This window comes from Acidobacteriota bacterium (assembly GCA_040756905.1).
GTDB lineage: Bacteria > Acidobacteriota > Aminicenantia > JBFLYD01 > JBFLYD01 > JBFLYD01.
In genome coordinates this window covers 25941-44522 of sequence record JBFLYD010000056.1, presented here as the reverse complement: position 1 = coordinate 44522, position 18582 = coordinate 25941, and the positions used below count along the sequence as shown (strand labels likewise).

Below are 18582 nucleotides of genomic sequence, written 5' to 3'. Positions count from 1 at the left end.
TTTTTTTCGATATTTATTTTCTGAATGAGTAAATAAATATCTATTAAAAGAAATGTAAAACACAGCCATAAAAGAAAATATACAATTTTTTTCTTCATTTTAGATAAAGATCCAAATATAAATTCATGACTTGAGCCAAAACATCTGTAAAATATGTTTCTTGAATGGAGTATGAGCAAGAACGATAAAGACAATCACATGGTATTTGTGATTCAAACAATTTATTTACTTCCTCAATTAATATAATCATTTTTTCCTCAATTAAAAATAAGCAAATTATATGCCAAATTGATTTGTTAGATTTATCAATAACTTAGAATTTTTTAAAAATCGAAAATTGTAACATTTTAATACATATTTTGAGAAGATAATAAATCTTTTATTCACGAGCCTTCTTAGCTGGAAATTTGTAACAAAATGTGACACTTATTTATATTAAGTTTAAATCCTTTATTTAAAAGGTTCTTTAGAGCAATTAAATTAACAAAATGTTACATATTTTTAAATGTTTTTATTTATTCTATAAAATATTAGAGGATATCTATGTGAAATCTCTTTATTTTTCTATAAAGGGTCATCCTGCTTATCCCAAGAACCCTTGCTGCTTCTCTGATACTATTTGTTCTATTAAGGACATATCGAATATGTTCCTCTATTATTTCATCTAAGGATTTTATTTTCTCTTCTCTGAGAAGAATCTTTATCTCTTTTTGAAGAATCTCTTTTCTTTTTTTGTAATTTTTTTCTAATGAAGAATATAAATGGACTCTGCTTAAGAAATTTTTAAGTTCTCTTACATTTCCTGGGAAGTTGTATTTTAAGATTTGAGATACTTCATGTTTGGAGGGTGGATCAATGGTTGTATTTCTCTCTTCATTTAATTTCATCCAGTAGTAATCTACTATTTTAGGAATCTCTTTTTTCTTCTCCCTTAGGGGAGGTATATAAAAAAAGAAGGAGTTTATTCGGAAGAGAAGGTCTTCTCTGAATTTTCCTTCTTTTCTTAATTTATCTAAGTTTTTGTTTGTTGAGAGAATAAACCTCCCATTGAATTTTCTTTCTTTATTTTCTCCAACTCTTGAGAATCTCTTTGTCTCCAGAACTCTTAGAAGTTTTGCCTGGGATTCTAAAGGAAGTTCAGAGATTTCATCTAAAAATATAGTTCCTCCATCTGCATATTCAATTTTTCCTTCTTTATCTTCATGAGCATCTGTGAATGAGCCTTTTTTATGTCCGAAGAGTTCTGATTCGAATAGTTTCTCTGGAATTGATGTACAGTCAACTACTACAAATCTTTTCTCTTTCCTTTTACTTTCATTGTGAATTGCTTCTGCAAACATTTCTTTTCCTACACCTGTTTCACCCTGGAGGAGAATATCTACATCCGCTTTTGAGAGAAATTGAGCTTTCGCCTTTATATCATCATATCCAACGATATCTTCAAATGTGTATTCTGCTGATTTTATTTTTTCTTTGGATTTAAATATTTCTTTTTCCTTACTCACCCCTCACCTCCAATTTACCTTTTTAGTATATTAATAATTATTAAATTAAAATTCAAGTAATTTTTAACATCGTGACAGAAAAAGCTTAAAAGTAAAATTAGCACTATTAATTTTTTATCTCCCAGAAATTTAGAAATGAAGAAAAAGAGTTTGTGACCTACATTTAGGGCACGTTGTCATAAGAAGCCCTCCATTTGGTGGGAAGTATTGCAAGCACGAGAACATATAATACGGACGTGCTGTGAGGCAATTTGAAAATTTGACATTCTATGAAAATGGTGATAAAAAATAGACCCTATTGTTCCGCTAGGATAGAGAAAGATGGATAAAATTAATTCTGTAATTAAATCCGACCCTCGATGCCATAAAGGTGTTTAGATGGAAGAGGATAAAGAATATTTCAATCAGGATTTGCTTAAAATAGAGATATCCCCGATAGTTGCAATAAGTGAGGCGATGAAGGGGAGAAATGACGTTTTCCATTTTTATAGAGGAGAGATAAACCTGAACACACCCCAACAGATAATAAACAATATTAAAAAAGCGCTTGATGAGGGAAAAACAAAATATCCAAAAAGTGCTGGTGAGCCGCCCCTAAAACAGCACATCCTTGAGAAATTAAAAAAATATAACAAAATAAATGGTCTGATTACTGATAATATAATTGTAACAGCAGGAGGCCAGGAGGCACTCAACATTTTATTCCACCTTTTTTATGGTAGAGAATGTGCTTCCTTCTCGCCTGTATGGAGTGTTGTTGTAGAGGATTTCAATCAATATTCCCATCAAAATATAAATGAGATCCCTTTTAACAAAGATATGTCTATTAACTGGGAAAGGACAGAAAATGCCTTAGCAAAAAGCAGGTTTTTATATCTCAATAGTCCCCATAACCCTACAGGAAAGGTATTCTCAGAAGACGAACTGAGAAAAATCCTTGAATTGTGTAAAAAGAATAATACATTTATTATCTCAGACGAGGCATATGAACATATTGTATTTGATGACAAAGAACATATAAGCATTGCGTCCCTACCTGAAGCAAAGGACTATGAAAATTCCATTGCAACTGTCTATACTTTTTCAAAGACATTCGCCCTGACTGGCGGCCGCGTAGGTTATATTGTAACCAAGAATGAAAAATTAAACAAAGTAATAAAAAACACCCAATATACCCATACTGCAGGCATATCGACTTTCATACAATATGGACTTGTGGGCGCATATGATCTTGAAGATGAAATAAAAAATAGAAGAAATGAACTACAGAAAAGAAGGGATATGATATATGAAACAATTGCTAGAATAGATAAAATCTCATGTTCAAAACCAGAGGGCGCCTTCTATTTCTGGCTCGACCTCTCAAAAATTGCAGAGGATGGTTACAATTATATGCTTGAAAAAACACGGATATGTGGCGTCCCCGGTACTGCCTTTACAAAACAATATATGGCTGAGTATAAGCCCTGCGTACGGCTCTCTTACTCTGCAGTAGATAGTGAAATAATAGAAGAGATGATAGATAATCTTTATAATAAGATGGTTGTATAGGGAATTATTCCATTTTTTTCTTTCAAAATTTATTTTTCGAGAAAAACTGCAAATATATTCATCCAGGTCTAAAATAAATGGATATTTTTTCATAATAAGTGCAGAGAAATTGTTCCACCTTAGATCGATTCTTGGATTGTGAAAAAGCCTAAAAACAATATTAATTTTTTATCTCCCAGAAATTTAGAAATGAAGAAAAAGAGTTTGTTGAACCAATAATTTCCGGGGTTATTTTTAAATCCAATTTTTTACTACTTCCCATAATGTAGAATGGAGAAAAAAGAGGAAAGATTGGCATCTCATCCCAGAGTATTTCCTGAACTTTATCATATATTTTTTTTCTCTGACTTAATTCAATTGTAAATTTTCCCATGATCAAGAGTTTATCGAGCTCTCTGCTTTTAAAAGATGAATAATTCATAACTCCTTCTGAATGAAATACATCGGAAATGTTTGGATCAAGATCGAAGAGAACTGAGGAGATTGCCATATCGAAGTTGCCTTTTTTTAACTTTTGAAGGAATGTTCGATATTCAATAAATTCAAGTTTTACAATAATTCCAATATCTTCCAGGCATTTTGCAATCGAAGTTGATACATTTTTTCTCAATAAGCTTTCTGAATTTGTTAAAAGAGTTAATTTAATTTCTTTTCCATATTTTTCGATTTCTTTTTTTGAATTAATCGGGTCAAATTTGTATCTTTTTAAATTTTTATTTTTCCAGTCTTTTAAGATTATATGGGAATAAGGAATCTCTCCATAATTCCTCAGAATATTTTTTAAAAGAGAATCCCGATTAATTGATTTTACGATTGCCATTCTGATTTCTCTTAAATTCAAAGGGTGTTTTTCCAGATTAAAAACAAGATATGTGTAAGAATTTTTTTTGTAGAAATTAAAATTAATTTTTTTAAAAAATTCAGTTTTGTTCATAATTGAGAGAGCAACTTCTGGTTCAATTTCTCCCAAATTAATCTCTTCGTTGAGTAACTTGAGTGGAGTTAGGAGAGAGTCTGTATTCAATACGAGTGTGTATTTTTTTATATTTGGTTCACCCCCAAAATATTTTGAAAAAGAACTTAATACAATTTTATTCTCTGGAATTATCTTTTCAAACTTATATGGACCTGTGCCGATGGGATTTTCTCCGAATTTTTCGATGGAATTTATTTTTCTAAGGATATGGGAAGGAAGAATTTTAAAAGTAAGATATGTGAGATAGGGTGCAAATTTATTTTTAAAAGTTATCTTCAGAGTGTTTTTATTTATTTGTTCAATTCTGTCTATAAATTCAATGTCAGACTTATATGGAAATGGAGAATCAGGGTCTTTCATTAGATTAAATGTAAAAATTACATCTTCTGATGAAAATGGTTTTCCATCGTGCCAGAGAATGTTTTCTTTAAGGTTGATTGATAATTCATTTTCATTGAGTTTGTAAGAGGAAGCTAAGTCCATTTCTGGAAAACCCTTTCTGTCGAACCTGAACAACCCACTGAATATTTTATCCACAATTCCTGCAGATATTTCGTCTGTAGCAAGAATTGGATTAAGGGTTATGGGAAATGACCTTGCTGATTCTACAACTTCATTTTTTATGCTTTGACGGCAGGAAATGATAAATAAGAATATAGCACCTATTACTATTTTCAGTCTTTTCATTTTAATAGGCATTCGAGTCCCCTTTGCTTAATTTTTTCTTTGGAATTACGAGACCAACCATCCCCTTCGCTCAAATAATCTCCTATCTCTCAGAGTCTTATCTTCTCTTATCTTTTAAATCCTCTCTCGCTCTCGTTCGTTTCATCATTTCTCTTTCGGAAATCTTAAATATAGGAGATTATTCTCACTCCCTTCGCAGATTTTTAGATGCTCGTCGATATGTCGCTCAGAAGATGCTTGGTCTCTCAATTTAAACTAATGTTTTCGGATCACCCAATATATCAATAAGAAACTTTGCTCGCTTACTTTTCTCTCAGCTGAAATCTTTTGTCTAAAGAATTGAGGATATTCACAATACCTCCATATTCTAACTCTGAATATGGAAGCATCGCAGGCCCTGAAAAACCCTGTTTTCTTATAGAAACAGCCTTTTCTGATATCTGGGTTCTGACATAGTCCCAGAATGGATGGTCAAAAACATCTATCGGTCCTGTAAGTTTTCCATCCTTCATGGAGAATGCTGCTCCAGTTACAAGAGGAGGTCCATCGAAGAAAGAAACAGTTGTTCCAAGTTTACATGGCATAAGTGGTCCTGCATGGCTTCCCCTCATAAAACCTGCAACAAAATGGCCAATCTCATAAGGAGCTAATACTTCTCCTGTTGCAGGGAAAGCTCCCTGGACTCTAACTATTGCTATCGGATCATCTTTTCCAGTATACTTCCCTGCAATGTGATGAAGTCTTGTTGTGCTTATTGATACAGCTGGCTCTCCGGTTGACCTGCTGTGAATGCTTTCTATGGCAAATCTTTCATTATCCCTTAGAAGTGCTGCAATGCTGTATAAATCTTCTGGAGAGTTTAATTCAATAACTTTATCTTTTTCAATATAGTCAACATCAATTATCGTGAATTTAAACCCATTTGTCATCTGAGGACTTAATATAAGGCCTGAGCAGTACATGGGGTCGGCAAAGGCTAAGTAAAAAGGTAAGTTAAAAGCACCTGGATCTGTTTTATCAGCTGCGAAAAAGATAAATGGTTCATTAGGTCTTTCTTCAAACTCCATCTCTGCGACACCAGGCCCTAGTCCCTTTACATTTCCCGAGAATGCATCTTTTAAAAGATCCTGTCCAGCACCATAAAGTCCCAATTTTTTTGCAACTTCAGTCCCTGTTTTAAAAGCATCCCATGCAAGTTTGTGAATTTCTGGGTTTGCAACCCCTCTTTTATGTGTCATCAATATTGCAATATCATCCCCGGTGAAGCTGATATAGCTATCGATTATAAGATCTTTTCCATTTTTTTTCACAAAATTTTTTATTTCATTAAATAATTCCTGACCGGGTGTTATATGTCCTCCAATACTTCCTATATCTGCTTTTAAGACGCTTACAGTAATTTTCATTTTCATCATCCTCCTAAAATAAAAATTGATTTCATATATTTACATAAAAAGAAAAAAATAACAACTATTTTCAAAATTTGTAGGGAAAATAAGTTAAGAAAAAAACCAAAATTTTCTGCAGTTGAAAAATGCAACACTAAATATATTATATATGGAAATATAAATAAAAGAGGATATAATAAGGAGGGAAGATGAAAAATAAAGCTAAAATGAAGAAGTTGTCTTTTGTTATCATTCTTTCTATCATCTTAACTTTTCTTCTCCTTAATTCAATTGGAGAATTAAAAAAGAGATTCTCTTCGAGCACAAAGTGGTATAACAGTTAGCGCTCATTACTATCCGTGGTATAGAACATGGAATTTCCAGCTTGGTCAAACAGTTAGAGCAATGCCCATGATTGGTGCCTATGACACATCTAACCCTTCAGTAGCTTCTCAGCATTTAGATCAAGCAGCAATAGGAGGAATAGATGTTTTCTCATTAGAATGGACAGGACCTAATCCTTCTGATACTGGATACACAGAGACAGAGTATGATATAGATAATGGATTTTTACCTGCATGGTGGCAGAAGGCTTATGTTATGTTCTATATGTTCTATGATCAGGCTATAAGGATGAATAGAAAGTTTGGAATAACCATACCTGAAGAAGCTTATAATTTTAACGATTCCAGAGTATACAACCAATTCATATCAGATATAGACCATATCAGGGAGAAATATTTCGGTCATCTTGGATATTTTAAGATGGATTATAGTCCTGTTATATTCTGGTATCTTTCGAGAATTACTTCTGGTCCTTGGTGGGTAGCGCTTCAAACTGTAAGAGATCATGCAGGAGGAAATATCTTTTTTATAGGAGATGAGATATTCAATACTAAACTATTTCGCCCAAGAAGGATAGAGAAATTTGATGCTATAAGCTGTTATGGAGTTGGGTTGGATCCTACTTATTATTCTGACGGAGCTAATGTGAGAGATGTAGCTGACATTGCAATACCTGTTTATGAATATTGGCAATATCAAGCTTCTGACTTAGGAGTCTGGTTTGTATGGCCGTTGGAAGCAGAATATGATGATGATCATATCTCTGGAAGACCATGGAATGGGGAATTTTACTCTTTCTCTAAATCTGACTTCTCCTACTTTGCCCAGAGAATAAAAAACTCCATTTCATCAAGGGGAAATCCTTATGTCTCTACTACATCATTCAATGAATGGTATGAAACAACCTCAGTTGAAGCCTGCTCAACACCTGGAGAGCCATATATATACAACTGGGGATGGGATTTCTTAAATGTAATAAAAGAAATATTTTTTTAAGGAGTGAATAAAATGAAAAGACTATTTGTAATATTAATTTCAATTTTTTTAACAATTAATATTTCATCCTGTAAATCTCCTACCTCTCCTGATGAAAACAACCCTGTAACTCTAACAATCTATGTTGATATAAACAACAAAACAGGAATAGAGGATGGAACAATTACCTACCCTTACACATCCATCGTAAAAGCTGTAACAAAGGGAACACAAAATACACTCATAATTGTAAAACAAGGCCATTACAGAGAGCCAGAGCTTTATCTAAAAGAAGGGATGAAGCTACAGGGAGCTGGCTCTGAGACAACAACAATTGAAAGATCAAAGTATGGACTTATAACACTTAGCTCTGGATGTGAGATATCAGGGTTTACGATAATGTCTCAATGGTCAGGAACAGTTTTAGATCCAGCAATCAAAGGAGGCGGTGTTAAAAATATAAGAATTTCAAACAATAGATTTAAGTATCCTGACCACAGAGCAATTTTTTTAGAAGGTTCAAGTGGGTCGATTTCAAATAATCAAATCTCAGGATCGAATAAAGTAGGAGGAGGGATAAGCATTAACGTATCTGACGAGATTGTTATAGAAAATAACTTAATATTTTCATCAGGTTATGCTTTAAGTATCATCGGTTCTTCTCCAATAATAAGAAATAATACTATTCGAGATTGCCGATTAGGAATAGATATTTCCATGGCAGTAGGAAATGTTATCTCTTCTCCTTTAATTTCCAATAATACAATTGAAAATAATGATGATTATGGAATAAGGATTGCAATGTTTCCCTGCAATGCAGACTTAGGAGGTGGAGGAAGGGGAAGTCCAGGAGAAAATATAATAAGAAATAACAGAAAGTATGATCTCCTTAATCAATCTCCATCCTCAATCTATGCTAAGAATAACTGGTGGACTCATTCAACAGAATTTGAAATAGACAAATCCGATATCTCAGATGATGATGAAGGAACAGGAGGCCAGGTAATATTTCTTCCTTTTAAGAAATAAAAATGTAGAGATTTTAAGGATTAAAACATTTAACATAGGAAACCCTGACTTTAAGAAAAACATCCCTTTCTAAATTTATATCTTTTACTCTTTTTGTATGCTCTTTTTTTGTGAAATCTTTACTTCATTACACATGAAGGACATACACAGTACTTTCTTATCCTTGGACTTATTACTTTGATTATATTTTTCTTCATTGATAGATACTCTTGTTGAAAAATCTACCAATTTAATTTCTTTAATACTAACATATTTCATATTTTTTTAGCCTCAAATTCGGGACAGATTCAAAAATTTTGCTTGACAATGAAAAAAAATTAAAATAATATTTTTGAAAATGGGAAAAAATGGGAAAAAATGGGAAAAATAAAACCAGCTTCTGATTCTCGGTTAAGAGGAAAAGAGATAGTTAAAATTGATGACGGAGGGAGACTGAAAATTCCAAAAAGATTTTTAGACATTATCAGAGAGAAATTTGATGATCAGGTATACATTACATCCGTTAACGGTGATTGTGTGTGGGTTTATCCTATGAGGAGATGGCAGGAGATTGAGGAAAGATTTAGGGCTGATATGCCTTTTAATACCAAAGCTCGGCAATTTTCCCAGAGAACAAGTTATTGGGGGAAGCCGGAAAGAATCGACAGTAAGGGAAGAATATTATTGCCATCTGACTTAAGAAAGATTGCCAAACTGGATAATGAAATTATCGTTATCGGAAATGTGGATTATTTAGAAATATGGAACAAGGAAGTAATGGATCAAAAGATATTGAATGAACCATTTGATGAAAATGAAATGCTGGAAATAATTTATCGAAAAGATTGATTATGGAACATGTACCTGTAATGGTTGAAGAAACCTTGAAACATCTAAATCCTGAAAGGGGAGGGATATATTTAGATTGTACAGTAGGGTTGGGAGGTCATTCTAAAAAAATTCTTGAAGCTTCTTCTCCGGATGGAAAATTGATCGGGATCGAGAAGGATGAGGAATCTTTGTTGATTGCCAAGAAAAATTTAGAAAATTTTGGAGATAGGGCAACGCTTTTTAGAGGAGATTTCAGGGATGTATTCAATTTAAATCTAAATCTTTCAAAAATAAAAGGCGTTCTTTTCGATCTGGGAATCTCTTCATATCAACTTTCAGTTTCAGAGAGAGGATTCAGTCATACTTTCAATGGACCCCTTGATATGAGAATAGACAGGAATCAAAAAAAAACTGCCTATGAAATTGTTAACCATTATTCAGAAAAGGATTTGAAAAAAATTTTTGAAGGATTCATGGAAAGAAGATGGATATATAAAGTTGTCAGGGAAATTTTAAAAAAGAGAAAGGAAAAAAGAATAGAAAGTACTGAAGAATTAAGGCTTATAATAGAAAAAGTTTTTCACTGGAAACCAAAAAGAGGAAGGACCCATCCAGCTCAAAAAGTATTCCTGGCAATAAGAAATGAAGTAAACGGAGAACTTGATAGTTTAGGAAAATTTTTTATTGATTTTTTTAGAGCTTTACAAGAAGGTTGCAGGATAGTAATAATTTCTTTCCATTCTCTTGAGGATAGAATCGTTAAAAATGCTTTTAAAGAGCTTAGTAGTAATTACTTGTCTATACTTACGAAAAAACCTGTATGTCCATCAAAGGAGGAAGTTATCAGAAATCCAAGAGCAAGGTCATCAAAGTTAAGGGCAGCAGTCAGGATATAAGATTGATGAAAAATTCCATGAATTTAAAAATAACGATAGTCACATTATTTTTGATATTTTTAATAGCAATTTTTTATATATATACTCATGTAGAGATAATAAGGCTTGGATATAAAATTGAAGATTTGAAGAAGAAGAAGGATGAATTGGAAAAAGAAATAAAGAGATTGGAAATTGTAAAAACTAATTTATTGAATTTAGAAAATGTTGAAAAAATCGCAAAAGAAAAACTTGGCATGGTTCCAGTAGACTCATCCAACATATTTATATGGGATTTTAAAATTGATAGTAAATATTTAAATAAAAATGATTAAAGTATTGATGAGTATTTCTAAGAGAAGGTTAGAAAATGTTTTTATTCTGTGTTTAATATGGACCTTCCTGATAGTAATAAGGTTGGCTGAGCTTCAGATATTCAAGCATAAAGAATTCAAATCGAAAGTTTTATCCCAGAATCAGAGAGTTGTTGAAGTAAATTCGAAGAGAGGTTCAATATTTGATAGGAATGAGAGAATCCTCGGAGAAAGTATTGAAACTGATTCAGTTTATATAATTCCCTCTCAGATTGAAGATTTAAATAGAGTAATTTCTATTCTCAGGAATACTTTAGAAATTTCTAAAGACCAGGAAAGAAGTATTTATGAAAAAATAAAGCAGGGAAAGCCGTTTATCTGGGTGAAGAGGAAATTTCAAAGTGAGAGAATTTATGAATTGAAAAATATGAAACTCAGAGGGGTTGGTGTCTTAAAAGAATACAAAAGAATATACCCCAACGATAACTTGGCTTCTCATGTCCTGGGTGGTGTTGGAGTAGATGAGCAAGGTCTCGATGGAGTGGAGAAGGAATACGACAGACATGTTTTGGGAAAGCCTGGCAAGATGATTCTTTATCTTGATGCTTTACAAAAAGAATATTTAGTTTCTTTAATGGATGAGCCTGAGGAAGGAAGAGATTTATATCTTACAATTGATGAGGTAATCCAGTTTATCCTTGAAAAAGAGCTCAAGGAAGGAGTGAATAGGTTCAGGGCAAAAGAAGGAATTGCAATAGCAATGAATCCATACTCAGGGGAAATTCTTGGATTGGCAAATTTTCCTGACTATAATCCAAATAATTATTCCCAGACTGACTCACGATTCATCAGAAATAGAGCAATCCAGAAGGTATTTGAGCCAGGATCAACGTTTAAAATTATAACTGCCTGCGCAGCGCTTGAGGAAAGACTTGTTAAACCTACTGATGAATTTGACTGTAGAGGAGGAGGCATTGAGTTGAGCGGGATATTTATCAGAGATCATAAAAATTTTTCTATACTTTCTTTTTCTGAGATTTTGAAATATTCCTCAAATAGCGGAATAATTCAGGTCGGATCTCTTTTAGGTAAAGAGAATTTTTTCAGATACATCAAAAATGTATTTCAATTTGGAGAAAAAACTGGAATAGACCTTCCTGGAGAGGAAAGAGGGATCTTAAGAGATATTTCTAAATGGTCGAATATATCATTAGGAGAAATATCGATGGGTCAGGAAATTGGAGTAACAGCCATTCAGATGATAAGAGCTTTCTCTTCAATTGCAAATGGAGGATATCTTGTTAAACCAAGAATTGTAAAGAAAATATCTGGATGGAATTCTGAAGAGTTAATCAAATCCGATTCTTCTAAAAAAATTCTTACAGATTATACGGTAAACATAATGAAAGGAATTCTTGAAAAAATTCCAGAGGATGGCACAGGAACTCTGGCTTCTTTAAAGGGATTTAGAGTTGCAGGAAAAACTGGAACTGCCCAGAAGATTGGAGAAGATGGGAAATACTCAACAGAAAATTTTATCTCATCTTTTATAGGCTATGTGCCTGCTGAGAATCCGATTTTTTCTCTAATAGTTGTAATCGATGAACCAGAAGGTGAGCATTACGGAGGTAAAGTTTCAGCACCTATCTTTAGAAGTATGACAGAGAAGATTTTAATGTATTTAGGCGTGTTCTCTAATTCTCAGGAAAGAATTAACATCCATTTAGTTTCATTGAGAAGAAGCTATGAAAATTAAAAAATTATTGGAAGAGTTAAGTTTTATAAGCTTTAAAGGAAATTTAGAGCAGGAAGTTACCGGAATCACCCATAACTCAAAAGAAGTAAAGCAGGGTTTTATATTCATAGCTATAAAGGGAATGAATTTTGATGGAAATAATTTCATAGAAGAAGCAATCAATCGAGGAGCTGGATGTATAGTTAGTGAAATGCCTCCCAAGGCTAATATGACATGGGTTCAGGTAAATGATTCCCGGTCAGCTCTATCAAGAATGAGTAAAATTTTCTTCGAGAACCCAAGCGAAAAGTTAAATCTGATCGGTGTAACTGGAACTAATGGGAAAACTTCTGTCACATTTATGATGAAAGACATTCTTGAAGAAGCAGGACTTTTACCAGGAATTATCGGAACTTTATCCTATCAATGGCTCGATAAGGAAATAGTTGCGGATAGAACCACTCCAGAGGCTGACCAGATAACCAAGATTTTAAACGAAATGGTCTCAGATGGAATAACTCATTGTGCTATGGAAGTATCTTCCCATTCGCTGGAACTAAAAAGAGTTGAAGATTTGAATTTCAAGATTGCCATATTTACAAACCTGACAGGAGATCATCTGGACTATCATGGGACGATGGAAAATTATTACAGAGCAAAAAAGAAGCTTTTTTCTCTGCTGGATGAAAAAAATGGTTGGGCAATCATAAATGTGGATGACCAATATGGTAAAAGATTAATTACTGAACTAAATTCTTGCTATTTATTATATTCAGTAAATGAAAAATCTGATGTTTATCCTGTAAAATATAATTTAGGAAAAGATGGAATCAAATCTTTAGTTTATACCCCTTTAGGAGAATTTGAGATTGAGAGTTCTTTACTGGGAAAACCAAATCTTTATAACTTGCTGGCCTGTATTGGAGCCTGCCTTTCGTTGAAAATTCCCCTGGAAAAAATTTCTTATGGAATAAGGAAAATTGGAGATATAAAGGGAAGATTGGAACTTGTGCCCAATGATCTCGGACTTAACGTATTTGTAGATTATGCTCACTCTGATGATTCTTTAAGAAATATTCTGGAAACTGTAAGAGAATTGAAACCAAAAAGAATAATCCTTGTTTTTGGAGCTGGCGGCGATAGAGATCGTTTAAAAAGACCGAGAATGGGAGAGGTAGCTGCGAAATCGGCTGATTTCACAATTATCACTTCAGATAATCCGAGGTCTGAAAATCCAATCGATATCATAAAGGATATTGAGGTTGGGTTTAATAAAATAAAAAGTACTGATTACACAATTCTTCCAGATAGAGAAGAGGCCATTTTTAAAGCGATTGAGATGGCAGAAGATGGAGATGCAGTAATTATAGCAGGAAAAGGCCATGAGAATTATCAGGTTTTCAAGGATAAAATTTTACCGTTTAGTGATAGAGAAGTAGCTGAGAGAGCATTGAAGGTTAAGAGAGAAAATGTGTGAGCTGACACTTTATGAAGCTGCAGAATACATGGAAGGGAAAATTTTGCAAGGTGATAGGAACATGAGGTTTCGAAAGTTCAATGTGGATACAAGAAAGACAGTAGAAGGAGAGCTCTTTTTTGCAATCAGAGGAAAAAGAGATGGGCACCAGTTCTTAAGGGATGGCCTTGAAAAGGGAGCTTCAGGAGTTGTCGTATCTCAAAAGATTTTTTTAAATGATTTTAAAGATAGAGGCGTTATTTTTGTGGATGATACTCTTGTATCCTTGCAGAAACTTGCAAAGAAAATAATTGAGAAATTTAATCCTTTGGTGATTGCTATTACAGGAAGCATAGGGAAGACTACTACAAAGGAATTTACCCATGAACTTATATCATCGCGGTTAAGAGCAAAAAAGTCATATGCAAATTACAACAATCATATTGGAGTTCCTCTTTCAATAATGGAGCTTGATGAAAAAGATGAAGCTATTGTTCTTGAAATGGCAATGAGTTCTCCTGGAGAGATAAGGAAATTGATAGAAATTGCTCCTCCCGATGTTTCCGTCATTACAAATGTGAATCCAGTGCACTTAGAATTTTTTCCTTCAATCGAACAGATTGCTTTAGCTAAAAAGGAAATTCTTGAAGGAACCAAAATCAACGGCAAAGCAGTTTTGAATGGAGATGATATTCTTGTAAAAAAAATATCCAATGATTTCAGAGGAGAAAGGATATTTTTTGGAGAAGGCGAAAAAAACGATATCTGTATAGAAAATATAAGATCTTGGATGCCATACAGTTATTCTTTTTCCATAAGATATGGCTCGAGAGGAGAATATCCCTTGAACCTGAATAATTTCAGTTATTCAATGGTATTGAATTTAGCCGCTGCTCTCGGAGTGAGTTACATTCTTGGAATAGAATTTCCTTCATTGAAAAAAAAGATCGAAAGATTAAGACCATTTGAGATGAGGGGTAATATAATCGAACTGGAGAATGGTATTCTTTTAATAGATGAAAGTTATAATTCAAACCCGAAAGCTCTGGAGATGGCCCTTAATGAGTTCTCAAAGATGAAAAATAAAAAAAAGATTGCAGTTCTGGGAGATATGCTTGAACTCGGTAAAGATTCTGAAAAATATCACCGAGAAATAGGTAAACTGATAAGTAATCTCCATATCTCCATGCTTATCACAGTAGGAGAAACATCGATGCTTATTTCAGAAGAAGCTGTTAAGAATGGATTAACCCCTAATAGAACAGTTCATTTTTTAAATTCAGATGAAGCCAGTAATGAAATTGAAAAATTTTTGGAATCCGATTCGTTCATTCTCATAAAGGGTTCGCGAGCAATTGGAATGGATAAAATAGTAGAAAGACTGGTTAAGAAGTTTGGAAAGACAGAGTCTGAGGAATTCTGAAATGTTATATTTTTTACTAGTTCCCCTCTATAAATATTTCTTTTTCTTTAACGTATTCAGGTATATCACAGTAAGGACTGCAATAGCTTCCCTTTCAGCACTTGTAATGACGTTAATTCTTGTTCCATGGCTGATAAATAAATTAAAAAAGTTCCACGTAGGACAGCAAATTCGAGAAGAAGGTCCACCCACTCATATCTCAAAAAAAGATACTCCCACGATGGGAGGGACTATAATCATTTTTTCCACAATTATTCAGACCTTGTTGTGGGCAAATCTGAAAAATCCTTACATCTGGATATCTCTTTTCTCCCTTGTTTCTTTTGGAATGATAGGGTTCTGGGATGATTTTATGAAAATTAAAAGGAGGAATTCAAAAGGAATTTCAAAAAGAACAAAGTTAATTTTAGAAATTTTCATGGCATTTATTATTGGCCTGGTGCTTTTAATCTTAGCAAAATATGGTCTTTTTAACCTTCATTTGAGTTTTCCATTTTTTAAAAAATGGGCTCCTTATTTAGGATGGGTTTATCTCCCTTTTATTATTTTAATAATCGCTGGTTCGTCAAATGCAGTAAACCTGACCGATGGTCTTGATGGACTGGCTACAGGAACAACATTAATTGCTGCAAGTGCCATCACTGCTCTTTCTTATGTCTCAGGCCATGCAGTTTTCGCCACATATCTAAATATTCCAAAAGTTCCCCTGGGAGGAGAATTAACAATAATGGTTGGCTCTATGGTTGGAGCTTCTCTCGGGTTTCTCTGGTATAATTGTTTTCCAGCAAAGATTTTTATGGGAGACGTTGGTGCTCTTTCAATGGGTGCTTTACTTGGGACGGTAGCAATATTGATTAAACAAGAATTGCTCCTTTTGTTCGTCGGAGGATTGTTTATAGTAGAGGCACTTTCTGTAATTTTTCAGGTTCTATATTTCAAAATTTCTGGAGGAAAGAGAGTTTTCAGGATGTCACCTCTCCATCATCATTTTGAAATGATTGGCTGGTCTGAACCTCAAATTGTAGTAAGGTTCTGGATTGTAGCCATCGTTTTTGCATTGTTCAGTTTAACAACTCTAAAGTTAAGATGAAAGACTATAAAGGAATGAATGTTTTAATCCTTGGTTTTGGGAAATCAGGAGAAGAATCTTTCAAATTCCTTTTAAAAAGAGGAGCTACAATAACAGTATCTGATGTAAATGAGAATATTATAGTTCCAGATGAATATTTAAAAGAAAATGTAAAATTTGTCTTTGGGCCTCACAAGGTTGAGGATTTTATAAATAAGGATATGATTGTGGTAAGCCCTGGTGTTTCCTGGGATGTAGAGCCATTGAGAGTGGCAAGAGAAAAAGGAATTAGAGTTATCCCTGAAGTTCAACTTGCTTATGAAAATATCAAGGGAAATATAATAGGAATCACTGGTTCAAATGGAAAGTCCACAACCGCAGCTCTTGTACATAAAATATTAAACTATTCAGGAATTCCAGCGTTTTTGGCGGGAAATATCGGATATCCCCTTGTATCTTTTGTAGATAAATCTAGTGAAAAAGATTTAATCGTAACAGAACTCAGCTCTTTTCAACTCGAAGGAATTGAAAATTTTCGGATAAAACTATCATCAATTTTAAATATAACCCCTGACCATTTAGACAGACATCGATCCTTTGAAGAATATGTAATGGCAAAGAAAAGAATTTTTCTCTTCCAGACAAAAGAGGATTTTTCTTTGTTCAACTCAGATGATCCAGTTTCTTTCAGTCTTTCTAAAGAATCCAGGGCTAAATTGATGATGTTTTCAAGAGAAAGAGTTGTTGAGTATGGTAGCTTTGTAAGGAAAGAAAAGATAATTTTTTCCGATGGGATAAAAGAAAGAGAAATAATAACAATTAAAGAGATTCCTTTAAAGGGGATTCATAATTTAGAAAATGTACTCGCTGCTGTTCCAATCTCAGCGCTTTTTGTAGATGACGATGAAAAGATAAGAAATGCAATAGCAGATTTTAGAGGACTTGAGCATAGGATGGAATTTGTGGACGAAATAAATGGAGTTGAATTCTATAATGATTCCAAAGCAACCAATGTAGATGCAGCTCTGAAGTCTTTGCAGAGCTTCGAGAAGAAAGTTGTAGCAATCTTAGGTGGAAGAGATAAAGCTGGGGATTTTACTAAATTAAGAGAGACTGTGAGAGGAAGTACTAAAGCAATAATACTGATAGGAGAAGCAAGGGATAAGATACGGAAAGCATTAAACGGTACAACTTCATTTTTTGAAGGAACATCGATGGATGAGGCAGTGGAAAAAGCTTATGAGTTAAGTTTACCTGGAGATGTAGTACTTTTAGCACCTGCCTGTGCCAGTTTTGATATGTTTAAAAATTTTGAAGATAGAGGAATGAAATTTAAGGAATCTGTTTTTAAATTAAAAAGAAGAGGGAAGACTTTTTAATGGAAGGAAAGATCGATCGCCTTTTTCTTATCTGTATCATACTTTTAGTTTTAATTGGATTGATTATGGTTTTCAGTTCCTCTGGTGTTATTTCTGGAAATCCTTTTAAGTTTTTTATCAAGCAGTTATTTTTTAATGTATTCGGATTCATCATTTTATTCTACATTGTTTCCAAGAAAAAACCTTTTTACAGTAACGTAATTTTTATTCATGTTCTTCTGTTCCTTTCCTTTATTCTGCTCATCCTTGCTCTTTTTTCAAAGCCAATAAATGGAACCCGCCGATGGATAGAATTTTTTGGTTTCACATTCCAGCCCTCAGAATTAGCCAAATTGAGTATCATTCTTTTCTTATCCTATTATTTTTCTCTGAAAAGAGTAGAAAAAATCTCTTTTTATGCAGTGCCCGCTGTGATTGTGATTGTTTTTTCATTCCTTATCATTTCTGAACCAGATTTTGGGTCAGGGGTATTGATTTTAGCAATTGCTGCGGGAATGTTTTATTTTTCTGGGATAAAAATAAGATATCTTGGGATTGGCTTAGCTGCAATTTTACCTTTTTTAGTATTTTCAGCTGTTAGTTCAGAGTACAGGCTTGATAGAATATTGTCATTTTTGTTCCCTTTTACTGATATAAGAGGAAGAGATTTTCAAATTTATCAATCTTTACTTGCTGTGGGGTCTGGAGGATTTACTGGAGTGGGTTTGGGTAAGAGTGTCCAGAAGCTATTCTATCTTCCCCAGGCGCAAACAGATTTTATATTTGCTGTGATAGGTGAGGAGCTCGGCTTTGTCGGGTGTATATCAGTTTTAAGTTTAATTTTTATAGTTCTCTGGAGAATATTTCTTATCTCAAAGAAATCAAGAGAGTTTTTTTTCATGCTGCTCTCAGCAGGAATAGGGATTCATGTAGCTTTGCAGGCTTTTTTGAACATTTCAATGGTTTTAAAATTATTACCAACGAAAGGTCTTCCATTACCTTTTGTAGGATATGGTGGATCATCGCTTCTCGTATTATTAATAGAATCAGGGATTGTATTAAGCACTTCAAAAAGAAGGTATTGAG

At 33.5% G+C, this 18582-nt stretch carries 16 protein-coding genes; 13 read left to right on the top strand and 3 right to left on the bottom strand.

Annotation, left to right across the window (positions count from 1 at the left end; genetic code table 11):
* Positions 1–530: 530 nt before the first annotated feature.
* Positions 531–1505: a sigma-54 dependent transcriptional regulator gene (locus AB1410_09700; GenBank protein ID MEW6456969.1), complete on the bottom strand. Its 975-nt coding sequence runs from the start codon at positions 1503–1505 to the stop codon at positions 531–533.
* Between the two features lie 378 nt (positions 1506–1883).
* Here AB1410_09700 and AB1410_09695 point away from each other — a divergent pair, with 378 nt between their 5' ends.
* On the top strand, positions 1884–3056 hold the full coding sequence (locus tag AB1410_09695) for a pyridoxal phosphate-dependent aminotransferase (GenBank protein ID MEW6456968.1): 1173 nt from the start codon (positions 1884–1886) through the stop codon (positions 3054–3056).
* Positions 3057–3216: 160 nt separating this feature from the next.
* On the opposite strand, the gene AB1410_09690 is transcribed toward AB1410_09695, so the two are convergent.
* Both AB1410_09690 and fbp read right to left on the bottom strand, forming a co-directional pair.
* Entirely contained in the window at positions 3217–4731 is a 1515-nt protein-coding gene (locus AB1410_09690) for an ABC transporter substrate-binding protein (GenBank protein ID MEW6456967.1), read from the bottom strand.
* A gap of 290 nt (positions 4732–5021) precedes the next feature.
* Positions 5022–6125, bottom strand: a complete 1104-nt coding sequence (gene fbp, locus AB1410_09685) for a fructose-1,6-bisphosphate aldolase/phosphatase (GenBank protein MEW6456966.1) — start codon at positions 6123–6125, stop codon at positions 5022–5024.
* Positions 6126–6316: 191 nt separating this feature from the next.
* Here fbp and AB1410_09680 point away from each other — a divergent pair, with 191 nt between their 5' ends.
* From AB1410_09680 to ftsW, 12 genes are all read left to right on the top strand, one after another.
* Positions 6317–6451, top strand: a complete 135-nt coding sequence (locus AB1410_09680; GenBank protein MEW6456965.1) for a hypothetical protein — start codon at positions 6317–6319, stop codon at positions 6449–6451.
* Between the two features lie 61 nt (positions 6452–6512).
* Complete coding sequence (locus AB1410_09675; GenBank protein ID MEW6456964.1) at positions 6513–7448, top strand: hypothetical protein; 936 nt, start codon at positions 6513–6515, stop codon at positions 7446–7448.
* Between the two features lie 12 nt (positions 7449–7460).
* Positions 7461–8456 carry a DUF1565 domain-containing protein gene (locus AB1410_09670; protein MEW6456963.1) on the top strand — a complete coding sequence of 332 codons (996 nt, stop codon included), beginning with the start codon at positions 7461–7463 and terminating at the stop codon, positions 8454–8456.
* Positions 8457–8813: 357 nt separating this feature from the next.
* Positions 8814–9284, top strand: a complete 471-nt coding sequence (locus tag AB1410_09665) for a hypothetical protein (GenBank protein ID MEW6456962.1) — start codon at positions 8814–8816, stop codon at positions 9282–9284.
* Positions 9285–9286: 2 nt separating this feature from the next.
* Entirely contained in the window at positions 9287–10162 is an 876-nt protein-coding gene (rsmH, locus tag AB1410_09660) for a 16S rRNA (cytosine(1402)-N(4))-methyltransferase RsmH (GenBank protein MEW6456961.1), read from the top strand.
* A gap of 5 nt (positions 10163–10167) precedes the next feature.
* Entirely contained in the window at positions 10168–10476 is a 309-nt protein-coding gene (gene ftsL, locus AB1410_09655) for a cell division protein FtsL (GenBank protein MEW6456960.1), read from the top strand.
* Entirely contained in the window at positions 10469–12211 is a 1743-nt protein-coding gene (locus tag AB1410_09650) for a penicillin-binding transpeptidase domain-containing protein (GenBank protein MEW6456959.1), read from the top strand. The genes ftsL and AB1410_09650 overlap by 8 nt, the downstream gene beginning before the upstream one ends.
* Positions 12201–13667 (top strand): UDP-N-acetylmuramoyl-L-alanyl-D-glutamate--2,6-diaminopimelate ligase, encoded by a 1467-nt coding sequence (locus AB1410_09645; GenBank protein MEW6456958.1) that lies wholly within the window; start codon positions 12201–12203, stop codon positions 13665–13667. Before AB1410_09650 ends, AB1410_09645 begins: the two co-directional genes overlap by 11 nt.
* Positions 13660–15069, top strand: a complete 1410-nt coding sequence (gene murF, locus AB1410_09640; GenBank protein ID MEW6456957.1) for a UDP-N-acetylmuramoyl-tripeptide--D-alanyl-D-alanine ligase — start codon at positions 13660–13662, stop codon at positions 15067–15069. The genes AB1410_09645 and murF overlap by 8 nt, the downstream gene beginning before the upstream one ends.
* A 1-nt stretch (position 15070) precedes the next feature.
* Positions 15071–16159 carry a phospho-N-acetylmuramoyl-pentapeptide-transferase gene (mraY, locus tag AB1410_09635; protein ID MEW6456956.1) on the top strand — a complete coding sequence of 363 codons (1089 nt, stop codon included), beginning with the start codon at positions 15071–15073 and terminating at the stop codon, positions 16157–16159.
* Positions 16156–17517: a UDP-N-acetylmuramoyl-L-alanine--D-glutamate ligase gene (murD, locus tag AB1410_09630; protein ID MEW6456955.1), complete on the top strand. Its 1362-nt coding sequence runs from the start codon at positions 16156–16158 to the stop codon at positions 17515–17517. The genes mraY and murD overlap by 4 nt, the downstream gene beginning before the upstream one ends.
* Complete coding sequence (gene ftsW, locus AB1410_09625; GenBank protein ID MEW6456954.1) at positions 17517–18581, top strand: putative lipid II flippase FtsW; 1065 nt, start codon at positions 17517–17519, stop codon at positions 18579–18581. Before murD ends, ftsW begins: the two co-directional genes overlap by 1 nt.
* The last annotated feature ends 1 nt before the right edge of the window (position 18582 follow it).